Raw genomic sequence first — 21833 nt, 5'->3', positions numbered from 1 at the left:
TCCGGGCTTTCCCTTCGGTCTTGCGTTTCCAACCTTACCAGATCCTTTTCCCGTTCCGTTTCCGGTCCGGACTTTCAGATCCAGCGGCCTGTTGGCTGCCTTTTACCTTTCGGTGTTTCCGACTCTATCAGATCCTTTCGGGCCTGACTCCCGGTCGAAACTCGGGTTTTGTCTTTCCGGCCGCTCGGGCCGTTCCGACGAGTGAGACTTTAGCGGAATCTTTTCTCCGAAGCTAATCGGGTCTGCGTCCTGTCGAACGCGATTCCTCATTCAGTAAAAGCGCAACGAAAATCGGGCGACAAGGACTGTCGCTCGTTCGTCGTGTGGTCTTACGGAATGGCTGCCCGGGGACCAACCGGAGTCGGCGCTCACGTCGGGCAACTCGGAGAACACTACGGAGTGGCCGTGCCCCCTGTCAACTCGGGGTGTGGTGCCCTACTCTCCTCCCCATGACGACGCGTACGTGCTTCCTTCAGTGGTGGGCCGCCTGACGGCGGCCGGCAACTGCGCACGTACCTCACGGCCGCCGCTCTCGGCGGCCTTTGTTGTTTCTCCCCCTCCGGGAGCCGGGCCGCCGGGGCCCGGTGGTCCGACGGACCCGAGGGAGAGGAGAACGACGATGACGCGGATCTTCAGTGGGGTGAAGCCCACGGGGCATCTGACGCTGGGGAACTACCTGGGGGCGATGCGCCGGTGGGTGGAGACCGACCAGCATCGCGCGGACGCGCTTTTCTGTGTGGTGGACCTGCATGCGCTGACGGTGGCGCACGATCCGGCGAGGGTGCGGCGGCTCAGCCGGCAGACGGCGACCCTGCTGCTGGCCGCCGGGCTGGATCCGGAGCTGTGCACCGTATTCGTACAGAGTCATGTGGACGAGCACACCCGGCTGTCGTACCTGCTGGAGTGCACGGCCGCCGACGGCGAGCTGCGGCGGATGATCCAGTACAAGGAGAAGAGCGTTCTCGCGCAGCGGGCCGGGGAGAGCGTGCGGCTGTCGCTGCTGACGTATCCGGTGCTGATGGCGGCGGACATCCTGGTCTACGGGACGGACGAGGTGCCGGTCGGGGACGACCAGGCCCAGCACGTGGAGCTGACCCGGGATCTGGCGGTGCGGTTCAACCAGCGGTACGGGCAGGTGTTCACGGTGCCGCGGGCCGTGCACCCGGGGGTGGCGGCGCGGGTGATGGACCTCCAGGACCCCACCGCCAAGATGGGGAAGTCGCATGCCTCCGGGGCGGGGATCGTCTATCTGCTGGACGATCCGGACCAGGTGCGACGGAAGGTCATGCGCGCGGTCACCGACAGCGGGACCGAGGTCGTCCACGACCGGGAGGCCGCTCCGGGGGTGACGAATCTGCTGGAAATCCTCGCCGCCTGTTCGGATGGGAACCCGGAGGAGCTGGCCGGTGTATATGAGTCGTACGGGGCGCTGAAGCGGGATACCGCCGATGCGGTGGTGGAGCTGCTGCGGCCGGTGCGGGAGCGGCATGCGGAGCTGGCGGCGGATCCGGGATATGTCGACGAGGTGCTGAGGAAGGGGGCTCATCGGGCGGCCGGGCTGGCCCGGCCGCGGGTGGACGCGGCTTATGCGGCGATCGGGCTGCTGCCGCGGTAGCCGGCCGGGCCTGCCGGTGACCGGGCCCTCGTCGGTGGCCGTGGGGCACGGGCACCGGCGAGGGCCGGGGAGAGGGGTGAGGGCTCAGCCGTTGCCGGAGGCGAGTTCGCGGCTGCGGTCGCGGGCGGCTTCGAGGGCGGCGATCAGGGCGGCGCGCACGCCGTGGTTTTCGAGTTCGCGGATGGCGCTGATGGTGGTGCCCGCGGGGGAGGTGACGGCTTCACGGAGTTTGACGGGGTGCTCGCCGCTGTCGCGGAGCATGACCGCGGCGCCGATGGCGGCCTGGACGATCAGGTCATGGGCCTGGGCGCGGGGCAGGCCGAGGAGGATGCCCGCGTCGGTCATGGCCTCGACGAGGAAGTAGAAGTACGCGGGGCCGGAGCCGGAGAGGGCGGTGGCGGCGTCCTGCTGGGATTCGGGCACCCGGAGGGTCTTGCCGACGCTGCCGAAGATCTCCTCGGTGTGCGCGAGGTGTTCGGGGGAGGCATGGCGTCCGGCGGAGATGACGGACATGCCTTCGTCGACGAGGACGGGGGTGTTGGGCATGACACGGACGACCGGGGTGCCTGCTTCGAGGCGCTCCTCGATAAAGGAGGTGGGGATACCGGCGGCGGCGCTGATGACCAGGCGGTCGGGGGTGAAGTGGGGGGCCAGCTCGTCGAGGAGCTTGCCCATGTCCTGGGGCTTGACGGCCAGGATGAGGGTGTCGGCCCGCTTGGCGGCTTCGCGGTTGCCGACGGGCTCCACTCCGTAGCGGGTGCGGAGTTCCTCGGCACGTTCGGTGCGGCGGGTGGTGACCAGGAGATCGGCCGGCCGCCAGCCCCCGCGGATCATTCCGCTGAGAAGGGCCTCGCCGATCTTGCCCGTGCCGAGGACTGCGACTGTCTGGGTCATGGCTCTGTTCACCTCGCCGCTGGGGGGTTTGGCCCCATCCTCGCACCGGCGGGCGGGCGGGTGGCCGGTGACCGGGGCTCAGGGGGTGCGGCGGCGGAGGGTGGCCGCGCCGAGGGCGAGGACGAGGAGGGCGCAGCCCGCGACGACCAGGGTGTCGGTGACAAAGGCTCCGGTGGCGTCGGCGTGCCGCTGGACCTGGGTCATGGCGTCGACGGCGTAGGACATGGGGAGGGCGGTGGAGACGGCTTCGAGAACGGGCTGCATGGACTCGCGCGGGGCGAAGAGTCCGCAGAGCAGGAGCTGGGGAAAGACCACGGCCGGCATGAACTGGACGGCCTGGAACTCGGAGGCCGCGAAGGCGGAGACGAAGAGTCCGAGTGCGGTGCCGAGGAGGGCGTCGAGCACGGCGACGACAAGGAGGAGCCAGGGGGAGCCGGTGATGTCGAGGCCGAGGCCCCAGAGGGCGAGCCCGGTGGCGAGGAGTGACTGGGCGACGGCGACCAGGCCGAAGGCGAGGGCGTAGCCGGCGATGAGGTCGGTCTTGGCCAGGGGCATGGCCAGCAGGCGTTCGAGGGTGCCGGAGGTGCGTTCGCGGAGGGTGGCGATGGAGGTCACCAGGAACATCGTGATCAGCGGGAAGATCCCGAGGAGGGAGGCGCCGATGGAGTCGAAGGTGCTGGGGCGGCCGTCGAAGACATAGCGGAGCAGCAGGAGCATCACACAGGGAACGAGGAGCATCAGGGCGACGGAGCGGCGGTCGTGGGCCAGTTGGCGCAGCACGCGGGCGGCGGTGGCCAGGGTGCGGGCGGTGCTCATCGGGCGGCCTCCTGACCGGTGTCCTGCCGTGGTGTCCGGGGGTGGGGTGCGGGGGTGCGGGCGGAGGTGGGTCCGGTCGTGGCGGCCTTGTCCGTCTTGTTGGCCTCAACTGCCCTGTCCGCCCTGTCCGCCCTGTCCGCCTCGTCCGCCCCGTCAGCCTCGTCGACGAGGTGGAGGAAGGCCGCTTCGACGGAGGGGGTGCGGGTGCGTTCGCGGAGGCCGTCGGGGGTGTCCTCGGCGAGGATCCGGCCTTCGCGCATCAGGAGGAGGCGGTGGCAGCGTTCGGCCTCGTCCATGACATGGGAGGAGATGAGGATCGTGGCGCCGCGTTCGGCGGCGATGCGGTGGAAGAGGGTCCAGAGTTCGCGGCGGAGGACGGGGTCGAGGCCGACGGTGGGCTCGTCGAGGACGAGCAGTTCGGGGGCGCCGAGCAGGGCGACGGCGAGGGAGACGCGGCTGCGCTGGCCGCCGGAGAGCCGGTCGGTGAGCCGGTCGGCGTGGGAGGTCAGCTCGACATCGGCGATGGCGCGGTCGACGTCGGCGCGGCGGGCGGCGCGGTGTGCGCGGCCGGGGCGGAGGACGGCCGCGAAGTACTCCAGGTTCCGGCGGACGGTGAGGTCGTCGTAGACGGAGGGGGCCTGGGTGACATAGCCGATGCGAGGGCGGAGCGCGGGATGGCCCGCCGGGAGGCCGAGGACATCGAGGGTGCCGGTGACGCGGGCCTGGGCGCCGACGAGGGCGCGCATCAGGGTGGTCTTGCCGCAGCCGGAGGGGCCGAGGAGGCCGGTGATACGGCCGGGCGAGACGGTGAAGTCGACGGAGTGGAGCACGGTGCGATCGCCCCGGGTGACGGTGAGACCGCGGGCGAGGACGGCGATGTCCGGGGCACCCCCGGATTTATTCATCATGCGATGAATACTGCTCCCGGGGGTGTCGGCCGTCAAGCGGCCGGGCGCGCGGATGTCCGGGGGTGCCGGGGGTGTCGTGTGCGCCGCGGGGTGCGCCCGGATAAAGGGGTGAGGAGGGAGGAGAAGGGGTGCGGAGGGAGGGGGTGGGGGGTGGGAGTGCCGGTGTTGGTCAGCTCATGCCGGGGATGGCGGGGATCAGGCCCGGGGCGCGGCGGGCGAGATGGAGGGTGCGGACGGTGGAGAGCACGATCTGCTCCTTGACCCGGGCCGCCGTCCGGCCGGTGAGGGCCCGGGGGCGCGGGGAGTCGTCCTTCCTGACGAACTGGACCAGACCGTCGCGGCGGCCGAGGCTGACGCACTGGAGGAGGTAGGTGAACTTCAGCGCTCCGGGCTGCTCGCCCCGGAGATCGGAGATCACCGAGGACGCGGCCCGTGAGCCGGTGGGCAGGGCGGTCGCACAGCCCATGCGCAGGGCGCCCGCGAGATCGCTGTGGGCGGCCGCGGCGTCCCCGGCGGCGTAGATCTCGGGGTGGCTGAGGGAGCGGAGGGTGGTGTCGACGGCGATCCGGCCGGTCGCGGGGTCGAGGGTCAGTCCGGCGGCGGAGGCGAGGCCGGTGTTGGGGACCATCGACGCCGCCCAGACGACGGCGTCGGCGTCCACCGCCTCGGGGCCGGGGACCGTGGTGCCCTCCTCGACCCGGACACCGAGGTCCGCGAGGGCGGTCAGGACATGGGCGCGGCCGCGGGCGGAGTGCCCGGCGGCAACGGGTCCGCCGGAGAGGAGGCGTACGGACCAGCCGGGGTGGCTCTCGGCGAGTTCGGCCGCCATCTCGATCCCGGTCAGACCTCCGCCGACGACCGCGACCGTGCCCGGGGTGCCGTGCATCCGGCGGCGCAGCTCCGCGGCGGTTTCCGCGGTGTAGAGACGGCCGTCGGGGGCGGGCGGGGTGGAGTCCGGGGCAGCTGTGGTGCCGGGGGCGGGTGAGGCGGGGCGCCCGGGGGCGGGAGCGGCCGCCGGGGTGCCGGTGCGGCTGCCGAGGGCGTAGACCAGGCGGTCGTACGGCAGGGTCCGGCCGTCGTCCGTGGTGATCGTCCGGGCCGCCGGGTCGAGCGCGGTGGCCCGGTGCGCCAGATGCCTGATGCCGGTGCCGCGCAGCAGCCCGGCCAGAGGCCGGGTGACATCGGCGCGGGCCGCGGCGCGCTCATGGAGGCGGACGCGCTCGGTGAAGCGGTCGCTGGGGTCGACGAGGGTCACCCGGGCGTGCGGGGCGAGCCTCAGCGCGGCCAGCAGCCCTCCGTACCCGGCCCCCAGAACCGTGACCCGCGGCTTGTTCTCTGCGTCTCGCTGCTGCTGTGTCGTCGTCATACCCAGGTGACGACGCAGCCCCGGCAGGTGTGACATGACGCCGGTCACACCTGCCGTGGGCTCCGGGCGCTGGGCAGGCCGGGTGCCTCCGGGCGGGGCGGCGGCCGGGCAGCGCCGGGCCCGGACGGCGCCCGCTCCGGCCTTCCCCGCGGCGCCCGGCGGGCCGGGGCCGGAACCCCGGGGCGGCGCGGGCCCGAGCGGTACCCGGCCGGGCCCGGCCCGGGCAGCTTCGGGGCGGGAACCCTGGCGGGGGCTCCCGGGTGCGGCCCGGCCGGGGTGGGGGTCAGTCCTGGGCGGGGGGCGTCGGGGGGAGGGTGCGGAGGGCTTCGAAGTCGAGGTGACCGAGCTTGTCGGGGTTGAGGCTGCAGTCGACGCCGACGACCCGGCCCTCGTGCACGGTAAAGGAGTAGACGGCGGACCAGCCTTCGACCGGGTCGGCCGCGACCAGCCCCGGGGCACCGTTGACGTCGTGGATCGCGATCCAGGCCTGACCGGGCACGAAGTTGCGCAGCAGCCCGCTGACGAACTGGGCCACCCGGGCCCGGCCCACCACGGGCACCCGGGCCGCGAAGACCTTGCCGCCGCCGTCGGAGCGCCAGACCACCTCGGGGTCGAGGACCTCCAGCAGCCCCTCCAGATCGCCGCCGGTGACGGCCGCGAGGAAGGCCTCGACGGTGCGCCGGTGCTCGGCCCGGTCGATGGAGCGCCGGGGCGCTTCGTCGCGGACCCGGCGGCGGGCCCGGGACGCCAGCTGCCGTACGGAGTCGGAGCTGCGCCCCACCACGTCCGCGATCTCCGGGAACGGCACGGCGAAGACGTCGTGGAGGACGAGCGCGGTCCGCTCGGGCGGGCTGAGGCGTTCGAGGACGGTGAGCAGTGCGGTGCCCACCGACTCGTCGAGGGTCGCCCGCTCCTCGGGCCCGCCTTCGGTGACCACCGGTTCGGGGAGCCAGGGCCCGACATAGGACTCGCGCCGGGCGCGGGCCGAGGTGAGCTGGTCGTAACAGATCCGGCTGACCACAGTGGTCAGATAGGCCCCGGGTTCGTCGGCCGTGCCGTCCGGCAGTTTCTGCCAGCGCAGCCAGGTCTCCTGGACGGCGTCCTCGGCATCGGCCACGGAGCCCGTGATGCGGTAGGCGATGGCCCACAGGCGCTGACGGTGGTTCTCGAACTCGGACAGCTCGGCCATGTGCTCGGTCCTCGGTGCTCGGTGCTCGGCTTCTCGGTGCTCGGCTTCTCGGTCTCGTGCTTTCCGGTGGGGCGGTGGAGCGGTGTGCGGGTGCGGGGTGCGGGTGGGGCGTTGTACCGGCCGGGCCCCGGGTCCCCGGAGCCGGCTCCCGGGGCGGTCAGCCGGCTGCGGTGATTGTGACAGTCAGTTCGACCGTGTACGCCTCCGGGACCGTCCCGTCCGGGAACTCCCGGAGCAGCTCCGCCCGCTCCCGGTCCAGCAGTTCGGCCGCCCGGTCCCCGCCGAGGGTGAGGAGCAGGGAGTGACTGCCGATGTTGTCGAGATGGGTGGCGAGCGGTACGGAGCGGTTCCAGCGGAGGGTCCGGTGCACCGCCCGGCAGGCCGCGGGCAGCTCGCGGGCCCGCCCCGGCGAGCCGTTGGTCCACTCGGGGATCCACTGCCGGAACCGGGCGCCCTGGGCGGCGACCCACGGCACGGTGTAGTCGGCGGCGTTCCACCAGAGGGCGAGCGCGCCGCCGGGCCGCAGGACGCGTACCGCCTCGGGCAGCGAACGGGCCGGGTCGGTCCAGTGCCAGGACTGCGCGTAGGTGATCAGGTCCGCGCAGCCACCGGCCAGCGGAAGCGCGTCGCCGATACCCCGTACCAGCGGAATCCCCGGATGCGCCCGGCGGAATTCGCGCGCCATGCCCGCGCCCGGCTCCACGGCGGTGACCCGGGCGCCCCGCCCGGCCAGCAGTCCGGAGGAGATTCCGGTACCCGCGCCGACATCGGCGACCCGGGCGCCGCGCAGGGGCCTCCCGGCCAGCTCCTCGACGGCGTCGAAGAGCGCGGGCGGATAGCCGGGGCGGGCCGCGGCGTACTGGGCGGCCGCGCCGTCGAAGGACCGGGCGCGCGGCGACCCGGCCAGCCCGCCCGGGGGTGTCCCGTGCGGGGCCGTCTCGTGCGGGGCCGTCTCGTGCGAAGGGTGCGGCTGCGGGGGCGTCCGGGGCGAGAAATCCGTCATGGTGGAGATCCTGGCCGGGAAGGAGAAGGGTTACTCCTGTCCGCCCGCGGACCGGGTGCGGCGGTACGGCTCAGCGCTTGCGCTTGCCCCGGGCCGTACGGCCGGGCGCCGGGCCGGTGCCACGGGCCGCCGGGTTGCCCGTGCGGGTGCGGCGGCGCTTGTCGTACTGGGTGCGGGCGGTCTCGTACTCCCGGCGGTGCAGCCCCTCCCCCGGTGCCTCCTTCAGCGCCCGGAGGAACCAGGCCAGCAGCACGCCGACAAAGCCGACCGTACGTACGCTGCGCAGCGCGTCCGGGGTCGCCGCGCCCGACGGGCGGCGTGTGAAGCCCTCCCAGGTCTTCCGGAAGGCGATCGTGCTGCACACCGCGAACATCACGATGACCAGGGCGTTCAGAATGCCCCCGACCTCGGCGATGGTCAGGCCCTGGTAACCCAGGCGCAGGGCGAAGGCGCCGACGGCCGCTCCCGCGAGCGCGCCCGCGGCCACGCCGGCGCGGCGCAGCCCGTAGCCGCCGTCGTGGTCGACCCAGGTCGTCCCGAAGAACCGGATGGGCTCGGGCTGCGGTCCGCTCGGCGTCGCCCCGTCACCGCTGTTCTGCTGCTGCTGCTCGCTCACGGGCTCGATTATCCCCGGTTCTCCCCGGGGGCCGTCGGCGGCGGTGGACAGCGGTGCGCGGAGACGGGCGGCGGCGGGCAGTGGCACGCGGCGGTCAGCAGCGGATGGTCACATAGCCGTCGCTGCCGGTCCGTACATAGGCGTCGGAGACGAACTCGCCGTTGCCGATGTTGTCCCAGATCCGCGAGGTGCCGTAGGGGCCTTTGACGGCCTGCCCCGGCTTCTGGCAGAAGATCGGCACCCGGGCGCCGACCGGGAGGGTGCGGATGACGTCGTACTGGGTACCGGGGCCCATCCGGACATGGAGGGCGACACCGGGCGCGACCGGGTAGTAGCGGACGGAGCCGGTGACGTCCGACGCGGACGCCGTCTCCGTCAGTACGTCCGTGACCGTATCCGCGACCGTATCCGTGGCCACGTCCGTCACCGGGCCGACGGCGGAGGCGACGGCGGCCGTGGTGGCCGCGGTGGCCGTGGCGAGCTGCTCCGGCGGCGCGGGCGGAACGTCGGTTTCCGGACGGGCTTCCTCGATTGCCATGGAAATCTCCCCCGTTGGTGTATCTGCGTACGGGTACGGTACGCCGCGCCCCGGCGGTCAACCACTCCGGTGTCGTACTCACCATCGACTAGGCTCCTGAGTTCGCGTGTGCGCACGATCGACCATCGGGGGTGGGGATGCCACCGCTGCGCAGCACCGGGCAGGCGCCGGAATCCGGACAACCGGAGTACGCAGGCCAGTACCGGCTCGAAGCCTCTCTCGGGACCGGCGGCATGGGGGTGGTCCATCTGGCGACCTCCGCGTCGGGGCTGCGGCTCGCGGTGAAGGTCATCCATGCCGAGCACGCCACGGACCCGGAGTTCAGGGCACGTTTCCGGCAGGAAGTAGCGGCGGCGAGACGGGTCAGCGGGGCCTTTACCGCGCCCGTCGTCGATGCCGATCCGGATGCCGGGCGGCCCTGGATGGCAACCCTTTTCATCGATGGCCCCACCCTGGCCGAACGGGTCAAGCGGAATGGCCCGATGGACCCCGAGGAGGCCCGGAGAACGGGTGCCGGGCTGGCCGAGGCGCTGCGCGATATCCACCGGGCGGGCGTCGTCCACCGCGATCTCAAACCCAGCAATGTGCTGCTGGCGCCGGACGGGCCGAAGGTCATCGACTTCGGGATCTCCCGGCCGGCCGACAGCGATCTGCGGACCGAGACGGGGAAGCTGATCGGTACGCCGCCGTTCATGGCGCCCGAGCAGTTCCAGCGGCCCCGGGAAGTGGGGCCCGCCGCCGATGTGTTCGCGATGGGCGCGGTGCTGGTGCACTCGATGACCGGGCGGGGGCCCTTCGACTCCGACAGCCCGTACATCGTGGCGTACCAGGTCGTCCATGACGAACCCGACCTGGTGGGGGTGCCGCCGGGGCTGGTCCCGCTGATCCGGCGCTGCCTGGCGAAGGACCCGGCGGCCCGGCCGACGCCGTACGAGCTGATGGTGGCGCTGCGGGAGGCCTCGCCCTCGGCGTCGTACGACACCCAGGCCTATGTCCCGGTGCCGAGGGCGCCGGATCCGCGCGAGAGCGTGCCGGGGCCGGCGTTTCCCGCGGCGGCCGGGGCGGTGTTTCCGGAGCCGGGCAGGACGGACAGGACGGACGGGACGGGCAGGACGGACAGGACTCACGGGACTCACGGGCTTTCCGGAGCGGGGGCGCACGGTTTCCCCGCAGCGGCGGGGTCGGCCGTCGGCCCGGCGGACTCCGGAGGCGGCGGTACTGGCACCGGAAGCGGCACCGGGAGTCCAAAGCGGAAGCGGCGGCGGTGGGTCGTGGCGGCGGCCGCCTTCGCCGTGCTGGTGGCGGCCGGGGCGGTGGCGGCCCGGCTGGCCGGGGACGGCTCCGGCACGGCCACCGTACGGCCCGAGGCCCGCACCGGAACGGCAGCGGAAGCCGGTGGTACGGCCGGGGGCCGGGCGGAGAAGTGGAGCGTACGGCTCGGGCAGGCGCGCGGCGAGGAACGTACGCCCGCGTGCGCCCTCGCGCCCGGGACCGCCGCGCTCTACTGCGCCGCACCGGGAGTGCGGGCCGCCCGGCTCGACCCGGCGACCGGCCGTACGCTCTGGTCCCGGCCCGCGGAGAAGGGCGCGCCGGCGGACATCGGGCCGCGCGCCCCGTCCGTCGCGGGCGGTCTGGTGCATGTCCGGACCTTCGGCGGCGCACCCGTCGAGGCACTGGACCCGGCCACCGGCCGGGTCCGCTGGTCCGCCCCGACCCGGCAGGACGAGGGCGTCCGCTACGTCGGCGGTCTGGTGCTGCTGACCCGCAACGACGGCCAGGTACGGGCCCTGGACGCCCGTACCGGCCGGGAGCGGTGGCGGGCCCGGCACGGTTCGGGAAGTGTCGCCGAGTGGGTCGACGGCGGCCGTACGATCTACGCCGTCGAGCCGGACACCAGCGGGACGGGCACCACCGTCCGCGCTGTCGACCCGGGCACCGGCGCCCTGCTCAGGAAGCACCGGCTGGCGGGCTCGCTGCGGCCGGCGGGGTACGCGTCCGGCACCCTCCACCTGATCACCACGGACGCAAGCGGAAGCACGGACGCGGTCGTCACACTCGCGCCGGGCGGCGGTACGGGCGGGCCCGTGGTCCGGCGGACCGCCCTGGAGGCCCCGGTCCCGCAGGCCCAGGCCGTGACCGCCGGGGGCACGGTGTACATCAGCGGCGCGGGCGGGTCCCTGGTGGCCGTCCGGGTCGGTCCCGGCGACGGTCCCGGTGCGAAGCGGAAGCAGTCGTGGCGGCTGGAGACCGGGGCGACGCATCTGTCGCGGCCGGTGACGAGCGGACCCGCGGTCTTCGTCACCGCCGGGGACGGCCGGCTGCTCGCGGTGCACGCGACCCGCGGCAGACTCCTCGGCCAGACCGACCCCCGGATGGACGGCGGCGCCCGGACGTACACCTCGTTCCTGCCGGCCCCGGTCGCGACGGCGGACCGGGTGTTCGGCACGGCACCGGACGGCTCGGTCTACGCGATGACCTCGTCCGACCCGACGCGTTACTAGGCCCTGTACGGGGCCGCCCCGCGGGCCCCGGGCGGACGGGCGGACGGGCGAGCCGTGGGGCGGGCGGGGAATCGGGCCTGTCGCCGCCGGGGGCCGGTCCTTCGTGGTCTCCGGCGCCGGCCCACGCTTCGGCCAAGCGCTGATGCGCCTGCCGGGCGAGTGAGTGAGTGACGGAGCAGACTGGATCCGCTGTCCCGCTCTCCGCGCTCGGTCGGTGGTCGAGCGACAGCGGTAAGCGACCGCGCGTGGGGAGCGGGCACGGGGCCGGGGCGGATACGGCGGTGGCCGGGACCCGCGCTCCGGGTCCCGGCCACCGGCCGGACTGTTCGTACGCCGAGGGGCCCCGCGGGCCCGGCGGGTCAGCCGAGGCGGGAGACGTCCCGGACCGCGCCCTTGTCCGCGCTGGTCGCCATCGCGGCGTACGCCCGCAGCGCCGCCGACACCTTCCGCTCGCGCGCCTTGGGCGCGTACACGCCGTTCAGCGCCGCGCGGCGGGCCGCCAGCTCCTCCTCCGGCACGAGCAGCTCGATGGAGCGGCCGGGGATGTCGATCCGGATCCGGTCGCCGTTCTCGACCAGGGCGATCGTGCCGCCCGAAGCCGCCTCCGGCGACGCGTGGCCGATGGAGAGACCCGAGGTGCCGCCGGAGAAACGGCCGTCGGTGACCAGGGCGCACGCCTTGCCCAGGCCCCGGCCCTTGAGGAAGGACGTCGGGTAGAGCATCTCCTGCATACCCGGGCCGCCCTTGGGGCCCTCGTAGCGGATGACGACGACGTCGCCCTCCTTGACCTCCTTGCGGAGGATCTTGTCGACGGCCTCCTCCTGCGATTCGCAGACCACGGCCGGGCCCTCGAAGGTCCAGATGGACTCGTCGACTCCGGCCGTCTTCACCACACAGCCGTCGACCGCCAGATTGCCCTTCAGCACGGCCAGCCCGCCGTCCTTGCTGTAGGCGTGGGCGGCGTCGCGGATACAGCCGTTCGCGGCGTCGGTGTCGAGGGTCTCCCACCGCTCGGACTGGGAGAACGCCTCGGCGGAGCGGACGCAGCCGGGGGCCGCGTGCCACAGTTCGAGGGCCTCCTCGGACGGGGAGCCGCCGCGGACGTCCCAGGTGCCCAGCCACTGCTTGACGGAGGGCGAGTGGACGGTGTGGACGTCCTCGTTCAGCAGCCCGGCGCGGTACAGCTCGCCGAGGATGGCGGGGATGCCGCCCGCCCGGTGGACGTCCTCCATGTAGTACGTGCCCTGGGGCGCGACGTTCGGCGCGACCTTCGCCAGACACGGCACCCGGCGCGAGACCGCGTCGATGTCGGCCAGTCCGTAGTCCAGCTCGGCCTCCTGCGCGGCCGCCAGCAGATGCAGGATGGTGTTGGTCGAACCGCCCATGGCGATGTCCAGGGCCATGGCGTTGTCGAAGGCGGCGCGGGTGGCGACGTTCCGGGGCAGGACCCGGTCGTCGTCCTCCTCGTAGTACCGCTTGGTGATCTCGACGACCGTACGGCCCGCGTTCTCGTAGAGCGCGCGGCGGGCGGTGTGGGTGGCGAGGACCGAACCGTTGCCGGGGAGGGAGAGGCCCATCGCCTCGGTGAGGCAGTTCATCGAGTTGGCGGTGAACATGCCCGAACAGGAACCGCAGGTCGGACAGGCGTTCTCCTCGATCCGCAGCACGTCCTCGTCGGAGACGGTCTCGTCGACGGCGTCGACGATCGCGTTGATCAGGTCGAGCTTGCGGACGGTGCCGTTGACCAGGGTCGCCCGGCCGGCCTCCATCGGACCGCCGGAGACGAAGACGGTCGGGATGTTCAGCCGGAGCGCGGCATTGAGCATGCCCGGGGTGATCTTGTCGCAGTTGGAGATGCAGATCAGCGCGTCCGCGCAGTGCGCCTCGACCATGTACTCCACGCTGTCCGCGATCAGATCGCGGGACGGGAGGGAGTAGAGCATTCCGCCGTGGCCCATGGCGATGCCGTCGTCGACGGCGATCGTGTTGAACTCGCGGGGAACCGCGCCCGCCGCCTTGATCGCCTCGCTGACGATCCGGCCGACCGGCTGGAGGTGGGTGTGACCGGGGACGAACTCGGTGAAGGAGTTCGCCACGGCGACAATGGGCTTGCCGATGTCCGCGCTCGCTACGCCCGAGGCGCGCATCAGGGCGCGGGCGCCCGCCATGTTGCGGCCGTGGGTGACTGTGCGGGACCTCAGCTCGGGCATCGTCGCTCTCGCTCCTCGGTAGGGTCGGTCAGTAGGTCAAAGCCTACGCCCCGGACTCCAAGATCTGGACATTCCGTCCGGAATACGGGACTGCCCGGACCGGCTCACGGCACGGCCCCGGCGGCCGTCCCGCCCGGACGCGGGGTGGAAGCCGGGTGGATGCCGCTCGGATCCGGGGCGGTCAGATGATGCTGGAGGGCCGGGGCCACCAGGCGGACCACCTCCTCCGGATCGGCCGAGGCCAGCGGCTCGGCTTTGATCACGTACCGCAGAAGGGCCACCCCGACCATCTGCGCCGCCGCCAGCTCGGCCCGGAGCCCGGGGTCCGTGACCTCCAGCCGCTCAGCGACCCGCTCCAGCAGTCTGCGGAGCACGAACTCCCGGAAGACGGCCGCGGCGGCCTCGTTGGTGAGGGCGGACCGCACGATCGCGAGCAGGGGGGCGCGGGAGGCCGGGTTCTCCCAGACACCGAGGAAGAAGCGGGCGAGCCGCTCGCCGACTCCGTCGAGGGTGCGGGCGGCGGGGGCGGGTCCGGGGCCGGATCCCGCGGTGGCGGGGGTTTCGGGCCCGGGGCTCCCAGGCGTCGGTGCCCCGGCGGTGGGGGTCGCGTCGGTGAGGGCGGTGTCGGTGGAGGCAGTGGGGGCGGTGGGGGCGGTGTCGGCCGCGGGCCCGGCAGCCGGTGGCGGTGCCTCGCCGAAGATCGTGGCCAGGGCGAGCGCGGGCTCGAAGGAGATCTCGATCGCCGCGGCGAAGACCTCGTCCTTCGTCCCGAAGTAGTGGTGGACCAGGGCCGCGTCCACACCGGCCGCCCGGGCGATCCCGCGCATGGTCGTCTTGTCGTAGCCGCGTTCGGCGAACTGCTCCCGGGCCGCGTACAGGATCCGGTCCCGGGCGCCGGGGCCCTCCGCGGCCCCGGTACGGGCCGGGCGGCCGCGCCCGCGCCGCGGCGGCGCGGCCGGGACGTCGCCCCCGGCGGGAGTGCCGCGCCCGGCGGGGGTGCCGCGCCCGGCGGCAGGGGTCCCGGCGGCAGGCCGGGCGGGGGTACGGGCGCCTCGGCCCCGGGGCTCCGTGCCGCCCTTCCCGGGTGCGGGTTCCGCCGTGCCGTCCGTCATGCGCGGGGCGCTCCCCGGTCCGCTCCGCCGCCGGGGGCTCCGTTCCGTACCTCCGGCGCGTCTCGTACCTCGGGTGCGTCTCGTACCTCGGGTGCGTCCCGTACGTCCGGTGCGTCTCGTACGTCCGGTGCGTCTCGTACGTCTCCGGCGGCCGGCTGCGGGGCCGGGTCGGGGGCCGGGTCCGTTGCCGCCGCCAGATGGAGCCGGGTGAAGGCCAGCGCCTCCGCGAGGTCGGCCTCGCGTTCGGCCGACGACATCGCCCGCCGGGTGTTGACCTCGATCACCACATGGCCGTCGAAGCCGGTCCGGGCCAGCCGTCCCAGCAGCTCGGCGCACGGCTGGTCGCCGCGCCCCGGCACCAAGTGCTCGTCCTTCGCCGACCCCTTGCCGTCGGCCATGTGCACATGGCCGAGCCGGTCGCCCATCCGGTCGGCCATGGCCAGGGTGTCCGCGCGGGCGGTCGCCGTATGGGAGAGGTCGATCGTGAAGTGGCGGTAGTCGTCCTTGGTGACGTCCCACTCGGGGGCGTACGCGAGCATCTCGCGGTCCCGGTAGCGCCACGGGTACATGTTCTCCACCGCGAACCGGACGTCCGTCTCGTCGGCCATCCGCCAGATGCCCTCGACGAACTCCCGGGCGTACTGGCGCTGCCAGCGGAACGGCGGGTGTACGACGACGGTCGAGGCGCCCAGTGTCTCGGCGGCGGCCCGGGCCCGCTGGAGCTTGACCCACGGGTCGGTCGACCAGACCCGCTGGGTGATCAGCAGACAGGGCGCGTGGACCGCGTGGACCGGCACCGCGTGGTAGTCGGCGAGGCGGCGGAGCGCCTCCACGTCCTGGCTGACCGGGTCGGTCCAGACCATGACCTCCACACCGTCGTAGCCGAGGCGGGCGGCGATCTCGAAGGCGGTGGCGGTGGACTCCGGGTAGACGGAGGCGGTGGAGAGCAGCACCTTGGGGCCCTGCGCCCGCGCGGGCACCCGGAGGATCTCCCGGCGCCCGGGGCCGGGGCCGCCGGCCCGCGGGCCGCCGCCGTCCGTCCCGTCGGTGCCCGTTCCTGTTGCCACGTCTGCCACGGACACAGGGTACGGTCCCCGGCCCCGGCCCCGGGCGCCACGAGCCGGGGGCGCACTGCCCCGGGCTCCGGGGCTCCGGGTGCTACGAGCGGACCGCCGGGCCGACCGCGGGCGCGGCCGGGAGGTGGTCCAGGCGGCGCAGGATGACGCCCTCGCGCAGCGCCCACGGGCAGATCTCGACCTCCTGGGCGCCGAAGAGGTCCATGGCGCCCTCGGCGACCAGCGCCCCGGCCAGCAGCTGCCGGGCCCGGCCCACCGAGACCCCGGGGAGTTCGGCGCGCTGGGCCGCGGTCATCGCCGCCAGCCTGGGCACCCAGTCCGTCACGGCCTTGTGGCTCAGCTCGCGCTGGACGTACAGCCCCTCGGCGTCGCGGGCCGCGCCCGCGATCCTGGCCAGCTGCTTGAACGTCTTGGAGGTGGCGACGATGTGGTCGGGCCGTCCGAAGCGGCTGAACTCGCCGACCGTACTGGCGATCTCGGCGCGGACATGGCGGCGCAGCGCCCGTACCGCCTCGGCGTCCGGCGGGTCGCCCGGCAGCATCCCGGCGGTCAGCCGGCCCGCGCCCAGGGGCAGCGAGACGGCCGCGTCGGGCTCCTCGTCGATGCCGTAGGCGATCTCCAGCGAACCGCCGCCGATGTCCAGGACCAGCAGCTTCCCGGCGGACCAGCCGAACCAGCGGCGGACGGCGAGAAAGGTGAGGCGGGCCTCGTCCGCGCCGGTGAGGACCTCCAGCTCGACCCCGGTCTCGGCCTTGACGCGGCCGAGGACGTGATCGGCGTTGGTGGCCTCGCGCACCGCGGAGGTGGCGAAGGAGAGCACCTGCTGACAGCCCTGGTCCTCGGCGGCCTGCATGGCCCGGCCGATCGTGCCGATCAGTCGCTTTATCCCGGCGGCGCTGATCGCGCCCTGCTCGTCGAGCAGTTCGGCGAGGCGCAGTTCCGCCTTGTACGAATGGGCGGGGAGGGGGCGGGCGCCGGGGTGCGCGTCCACCACCAGGAGGTGCACTGTGTTCGAACCGACGTCGAGGACTCCGAGTCTCATGAGTACGAACGCTACTGCGATCGCGGACATACCCTTGACCTGTGCCAAAGACGAAAAAGGCGAAGCCGGGCAAAGCAGAGAGCTCCGGGGGCCCGGCCCCGGCCCCCCGTGACGAGGTCGGCCTGGACTTTCCGCGGGCCTGGGTGGAGTTTCCCGACCCCGCCGACGACGAGCAGGTCTTCCGCTGCGATCTGACCTGGCTGACCTCGCGCTGGAGCTGCATTTTCGGCAGCGGCTGCCAGGGCATCCAGGCGGGGCGCGCGGCCGACGGCTGCTGCACGCTCGGGGCGCACTTCTCGGACGAGGAGGACGAGGAGCGGGTGGCCGGTCATGTGGCCAGGCTCACTCCCGAGCTGTGGCAGTTCCACGGTGAGGGAACCGCCACGGGATGGATCGAAGAGGACGAGGACGACGGGGAGCGCCAGACCCGCCGCTGGAAGGGGTCGTGCATCTTCCAGAACCGTCCCGGGTTCGCGGGCGGCGCGGGCTGCGCGCTGCACATCCTGGCCCTGAAGGAGGGCCGGGAGCCGCTGGAGACCAAACCGGACGTGTGCTGGCAGCTGCCGGTGCGGCGGTCGTACGACTGGATCGAGCGGCCCGACGACACCAAGGTGCTCCAGATCTCCATCGGTGAGTACGACCGCCGGGGCTGGGGCCCCGGCGGCCACGATCTGCACTGGTGGTGCACGTCGGCGACCTCGGCGCACGGAGCGGGCGACCCGGTGTACGTGTCGTACCGGCCCGAGCTGACGGAGCTGATGGGCAAAGAGGCGTACGAGGTGCTGGTGGGGCTCTGCGAGGCGCGGCTGGCGTCACAGCTCCCGCTGCTGGCACCGCACCCCGCGGATCCGGCCGGTCCGGCCGATCGGGCGGGGGCCGGGGGTACGGCGGGCTGCGGCGGGGGCACGGGCGGCTGCGGGAGCTGACCGGCGGCTGCCGCGGGCGGGCTACGAACCGTCGCTCTGGGACGGGGAACCGTCCGGAGGCGACGGGTCCGGGCCGGGTTCGGTGGTGCTCGGCGTGGGTGAGGGGGATGTCTCCGGTTCGCTCTCCGTCGGCGACGGCGTGGGGGTGGGCGACGGGCTCTGCGTCGGCGACGGGCTCGCGGTCGGCCGGGGCGACGGGGGCGGCCCGGACGGTTCGCCCGGCCGGGTGGGCCGGGGGTTCGGCGAATGCGGCCCGGCACCCCGGCCGTCGATGCGGAGCACCGCCCCCGTGGGTTCGATCCGGAGACGGGCGCGCCACGGGCCGGCCGGTTCGCGGTCCGGGTCGACGGTGACCAGTACGGTGACGGACTCGCCGGGGTGCAGCAGGCCGGAGGTGCTGCTGAACCGCAGCCAGGGGGCGCCGGTGCGGACGGACCAGATGACGGGGGCGGCGCCGGAGGCGGTGAGGGTGAGCCGGGTGGTGTCGCCGTACGCCCGCGCGGTGAGGCCGAGACGGCCGGGCGCGGGTGCGCCGGGGCGCGCGGGCGGTGCGGGGGTGCCGGTGTTGACGACCTCCACGGAGACCCCGCCGGGGTGGCCGCCGGGCGTGGTGCCGCCGGTGTTCTCGTAGCGGTCGTAGGCGTCGTCGGGGGCGTACGGGTCACCGGAGCGCTCCGCGCCGGCGGCCTTCTCGGAGGCGGTGACGGCGGGGCCCGCATGGGATTCGCCGGTGAGGGGCGCGCCGCGGTAGGCCGCCCAGAGGGCGAGGACCGGGGCCGCGAGGACGGTGGCGACGACCGTGGTGGTCAGCGCGCGGGCGCGCAGCCTCTCACGGCGCGCTGTGTGGTCCCTGGGGTCGAGGGGAAAGCCGCCGGAGCCGAAGCGGGGAGTGCCGGAACGGGTGCGGGCGGCCCGGGCGGTACGCATGGCCGCGTACACGGCCGGGCGGTCGGCCGCGAGCAGCGGCAGGGTGCCGGGGCGGGGCGCGGCACCGGGCCAGGGGCCGAGGGCCTCGGCCCGTTCGGCGGCCCGGCGGCAGCGCGGGCAGTCGTCGACATGGCGGACGAGTTCGGTACGGAGCGCGGCGGAGAGCAGGACCCGGTCGTCGCCGCTGAGTCCGGCGACGGCGGGGCAGTCGCCCGAGGAGACCACGGCGAGGGCGGCGCGGGTGCGCTCCAGCTCGCAGCCCGCGGTGGCGATCAGGTCCCGGGCGCGGGTCGCGTCGAGGGCGAGGACGGCCGCGGTCTCCCGGGTCCCGAGGCCGTGGCGGACGGAGAGTTCAAGGGCTTCGCGCTGCTCGGGGGTGGTGCCGGCGGCCTCGGGCCAAGCGAGCAGCGCCAGCCGGGCGCGGTGGCGGGCGGCGGGTTCGTGGTCCGCGCCGGATTCGGCTGCGGAGTCGGATTCGGATGCGGAGTCGGCGCCGGGACCCGGATCCGTGGCCGGGTTCACGGCCGTGGGGGTGTCCGTGGCCGTGGGAGCGTCCGTGGCCGGGAAGCCGGTGGGCGACGGCCCGGCGGGGCCGGGTCCGGCCGGGGGCGGAGCTGCCGTGCTCCGGTGCGTGCCGGGGTTTCTGCCGGTGTGCGCTCCGGGGCGGGCGCGTCGCCGTTCCGCGAGGCGGCGCCGGCAGGCCCAGCGGGCGAGGGCGTACAGCCAGGCCCGCCGGCCGGGGGCGGGATCGTCGTCCACCGGGCCGGAGGGGATGCCGCGGCGGCCGGGGGCGGGGTCGCCGGGCGGGTCGTCCGGCGCGCGGCCGTGGTGGCGGTCCGCGGCGGCGAGGGCCTCGCCGAGCGCCGCGGTGGCGGAGTCGTGGTCGCAGAGCACGGAGAGGCAGTACGTGAACAGTCCGTCGAGGTAGGGCTCGTACCGCTGCCCGTAGCGCTCCCGGCCTCCGGTACGGCGGCCGCGGGCGCCGGTGCCGGTGCCGGTGCCGCCGGACGGTTCGCCGGGCCGCCCGGGGTCGCGGGCCGGGACCGGCGCCGGGTCGGGCTGTGCTCCGGTGCGGCCGGTGCGCGCGGGCGCGGACTGCTGCGGGGCCGCGCCGGGCGCGCGGCGGTGCGACCGGTGCGCCCCGGTGCCCCGCGGGGTGCGGGAGGTCTGGTTCGGCCAACTGCTCGTCACCAGGTGACCGTAGGCACAGCAAGCACGGCGTTCTCACCGCTTTCCAGCTTTTAATTCTTACGGGTGAGCAGTTCGCTCAAAAGGGGACAGGAATCGTTCAATCCACCCCTCCTTGGGCCGATTCGTATGCCCGGTCCGGCCCGGTCCGGCCCGATCCGACCCCGCCGGGGAGCGGCCGGACCCCGGAAGCGGGCCCGCGCGCGACCGGCCCGCGCCCCCTCCGCACCGGCGCCGCCGGGCCCGCCGTACCCCGCCGCGGACCGGACTGTCGGTGGCGGCGGCTACGGTTTCCCCATGGCTGCCCGTACCAAATCCGCGAAGGACCGTCCGTCCTACCGCTGCACCGAATGCGGCTGGACGACCGCGAAGTGGCTCGGCCGCTGCCCCGAGTGCCAGGCCTGGGGGACGGTCGAGGAGTACGGCGCGGCCCCGGCCGTACGGACCACCGCCGCCGGGCGGGTCAGCTCCCCCGCCCTCCCCATCGGCCAGGTCGACGGACGGCAGGCGACCGCCCGCACCACCGGGGTGCCCGAGCTGGACCGGGTGCTGGGCGGCGGGCTGGTGCCGGGGGCCGTGGTGCTGCTCGCCGGGGAGCCGGGTGTCGGCAAGTCGACGCTGCTGCTGGACGTCGCGGCGAAGGCGGCCGGCCCGGAGCACCGGACGCTGTACGTCACGGGCGAGGAGTCCGCGGGCCAGGTCCGGCTGCGCGCCGACCGGATCAACGCCCTGCACGACCACCTCTATCTCGCCGCGGAGACCAATCTCGCCTCCGTCCTCGGCCATCTCGACGAGGTGAAGCCGTCCCTGCTGATCCTCGACTCGGTGCAGACCGTCGCCTCCCCGGAGATCGACGGGGCGCCCGGCGGAATGGCGCAGGTGCGGGAGGTCGCGGGGGCGCTGATCCGGGCCTCCAAGGAGCGGGGCATGTCGACGCTGCTGGTCGGCCATGTCACCAAGGACGGCGCGATCGCCGGCCCCCGGCTGCTGGAGCACCTGGTCGATGTGGTGCTGCACTTCGAGGGCGACCGGCACGCCCGGCTGCGGCTGGTCCGCGGGGTGAAGAACCGCTACGGCGCGACCGACGAGGTCGGCTGCTTCGAACTGCACGACGAGGGCATCACCGGGCTCGCCGACCCTTCCGGGCTCTTTCTGACCCGCCGTGACGAGCCGGTGCCCGGCACCTGTCTGACGGTGACTCTGGAGGGCCGCAGACCTCTGGTGGCCGAGGTGCAGGCGCTCACCGTCGACTCGCAGATCCCCTCGCCCCGGCGCACCACCTCGGGTCTGGAGACCTCCCGGGTCTCGATGATGCTGGCGGTGCTGGAGCAGCGCGGCCGGATCAGCGCCCTCGGCAAGCGGGACATCTACAGCGCCACGGTCGGCGGGGTGAAGCTCTCCGAGCCGGCCGCCGATCTGGCGGTCGCGCTGGCGCTGGCGTCGGCCGCGAGCGACACTCCGCTGCCGAAGAACCTGGTGGCGATCGGGGAGGTCGGGCTGGCCGGCGAGGTCCGGCGGGTCACGGGCGTCCAGCGGCGGCTCGCCGAGGCCCACCGGCTGGGCTTCACCCATGCGCTGGTGCCCGCCGATCCGGGGAAGGTGCCGCCCGGGATGACAGTGACCGAGGTCGCGAACATGGGCGACGCGCTGCGGGTGCTGCCGCGCGGCCGCCGCCGCGGCGGCGAAGCACCGGCCGGAGGACCGGAGACGGCGCCCTGGGGCGCCGGTGAGGCCGCTGCCCGGAGCGGCCGCGGCGGCACCCGCGGCGGCACCCGTGACAACGGCCGGGACCGGCCCCGTGACGAGGACCCGGAGCCCTTCTGAACGGGGCCCCCGACAGCGCCCGGCGCACAGAGCGCGCGGACAGCCCACGGGGCGCGGACACGCGCCGGTAGACTTTGCCCTG

15 protein-coding genes and 3 pseudogenes are annotated in these 21833 nt (G+C 74.2%); 4 read left to right on the top strand and 14 right to left on the bottom strand.

Going from position 1 to position 21833, the window contains the following annotated elements:
- Positions 1–619 precede the first annotated feature (619 nt).
- On the top strand, positions 620–1615 hold the full coding sequence (gene trpS / locus ACWDR0_RS22825; protein ID WP_456353577.1) for a tryptophan--tRNA ligase: 996 nt from the start codon (positions 620–622) through the stop codon (positions 1613–1615).
- A gap of 84 nt (positions 1616–1699) precedes the next feature.
- Here trpS and proC read toward each other — a convergent pair whose 3' ends face one another.
- From proC to ACWDR0_RS22785, 8 genes are all read right to left on the bottom strand, one after another.
- On the bottom strand, positions 1700–2509 hold the full coding sequence (gene proC, locus ACWDR0_RS22820) for a pyrroline-5-carboxylate reductase (protein ID WP_456353576.1): 810 nt from the start codon (positions 2507–2509) through the stop codon (positions 1700–1702).
- Positions 2510–2587: 78 nt separating this feature from the next.
- Positions 2588–3325 carry an ABC transporter permease gene (locus ACWDR0_RS22815; protein WP_456353575.1) on the bottom strand — a complete coding sequence of 246 codons (738 nt, stop codon included), beginning with the start codon at positions 3323–3325 and terminating at the stop codon, positions 2588–2590.
- The gene (locus ACWDR0_RS22810) at positions 3322–4233 is read right to left on the bottom strand and encodes an ABC transporter ATP-binding protein (RefSeq protein ID WP_456353574.1); all 912 of its coding nucleotides are present in this window, start codon (positions 4231–4233) and stop codon (positions 3322–3324) included. Before ACWDR0_RS22810 ends, ACWDR0_RS22815 begins: the two co-directional genes overlap by 4 nt.
- A gap of 169 nt (positions 4234–4402) precedes the next feature.
- A complete protein-coding gene (locus tag ACWDR0_RS22805) occupies positions 4403–5599 on the bottom strand; it encodes an NAD(P)/FAD-dependent oxidoreductase (RefSeq protein ID WP_456353573.1) in 1197 nt (398 codons plus the stop codon).
- A 283-nt stretch (positions 5600–5882) separates the two neighbouring features.
- Positions 5883–6788 (bottom strand): RNA polymerase sigma factor SigJ, encoded by a 906-nt coding sequence (sigJ, locus tag ACWDR0_RS22800; protein WP_456353572.1) that lies wholly within the window; start codon positions 6786–6788, stop codon positions 5883–5885.
- Between the two features lie 157 nt (positions 6789–6945).
- A complete protein-coding gene (locus ACWDR0_RS22795; RefSeq protein ID WP_456353571.1) occupies positions 6946–7791 on the bottom strand; it encodes a class I SAM-dependent methyltransferase in 846 nt (281 codons plus the stop codon).
- A gap of 70 nt (positions 7792–7861) precedes the next feature.
- Positions 7862–8407, bottom strand: a complete 546-nt coding sequence (locus ACWDR0_RS22790; protein WP_456353570.1) for a hypothetical protein — start codon at positions 8405–8407, stop codon at positions 7862–7864.
- Positions 8408–8501: 94 nt separating this feature from the next.
- Positions 8502–8786 carry a peptidase gene (locus ACWDR0_RS22785; protein WP_456353581.1) on the bottom strand — a complete coding sequence of 95 codons (285 nt, stop codon included), beginning with the start codon at positions 8784–8786 and terminating at the stop codon, positions 8502–8504.
- Positions 8787–9082: 296 nt separating this feature from the next.
- Between ACWDR0_RS22785 and ACWDR0_RS22780 the strand changes: the two genes are divergently transcribed.
- Positions 9083–11446 (top strand): protein kinase domain-containing protein, encoded by a 2364-nt coding sequence (locus tag ACWDR0_RS22780; RefSeq protein WP_456353580.1) that lies wholly within the window; start codon positions 9083–9085, stop codon positions 11444–11446.
- Positions 11447–11805: 359 nt separating this feature from the next.
- Here the strand turns inward: ACWDR0_RS22780 and ilvD are convergent, their stop codons facing one another.
- The 5 genes and pseudogenes from ilvD to ACWDR0_RS22755 all read right to left on the bottom strand — a co-directional run bounded on the left by ilvD (position 11806) and on the right by ACWDR0_RS22755 (position 16886).
- Complete coding sequence (gene ilvD, locus ACWDR0_RS22775; protein ID WP_456353569.1) at positions 11806–13656, bottom strand: dihydroxy-acid dehydratase; 1851 nt, start codon at positions 13654–13656, stop codon at positions 11806–11808.
- 104 nt (positions 13657–13760) lie between these two features.
- Positions 13761–14165, bottom strand: a pseudogene (locus ACWDR0_RS22770) (TetR/AcrR family transcriptional regulator); the annotation flags it as partial.
- Positions 14166–14348: 183 nt separating this feature from the next.
- A pseudogene (locus tag ACWDR0_RS22765) lies at positions 14349–14618 on the bottom strand (helix-turn-helix domain-containing protein); the annotation flags it as partial.
- Positions 14619–14923: 305 nt separating this feature from the next.
- Positions 14924–15748, bottom strand: a pseudogene (locus tag ACWDR0_RS22760) (sugar phosphate isomerase/epimerase family protein); the annotation flags it as partial.
- Positions 15749–15926: 178 nt separating this feature from the next.
- On the bottom strand, positions 15927–16886 hold the full coding sequence (locus ACWDR0_RS22755) for a Ppx/GppA phosphatase family protein (protein WP_456353568.1): 960 nt from the start codon (positions 16884–16886) through the stop codon (positions 15927–15929).
- Between the two features lie 41 nt (positions 16887–16927).
- Between ACWDR0_RS22755 and ACWDR0_RS22750 the strand changes: the two genes are divergently transcribed.
- Positions 16928–17812: a hypothetical protein gene (locus ACWDR0_RS22750; protein ID WP_456353567.1), complete on the top strand. Its 885-nt coding sequence runs from the start codon at positions 16928–16930 to the stop codon at positions 17810–17812.
- Positions 17813–17833: 21 nt separating this feature from the next.
- Here the strand turns inward: ACWDR0_RS22750 and ACWDR0_RS22745 are convergent, their stop codons facing one another.
- Positions 17834–19930, bottom strand: coding sequence for a BACON domain-containing protein (locus tag ACWDR0_RS22745; RefSeq protein ID WP_456353566.1), 2097 nt, complete (start codon positions 19928–19930; stop codon positions 17834–17836).
- Positions 19931–20224: 294 nt separating this feature from the next.
- Here ACWDR0_RS22745 and radA point away from each other — a divergent pair, with 294 nt between their 5' ends.
- Entirely contained in the window at positions 20225–21751 is a 1527-nt protein-coding gene (gene radA / locus ACWDR0_RS22740; protein WP_456353565.1) for a DNA repair protein RadA, read from the top strand.
- Positions 21752–21833 lie beyond the last annotated feature (82 nt).

The sequence above is a fragment of the Streptomyces sp. NPDC003691 genome (genome assembly GCF_053981115.1).
This window is presented reverse-complemented; position numbering and strand designations above follow the sequence as displayed.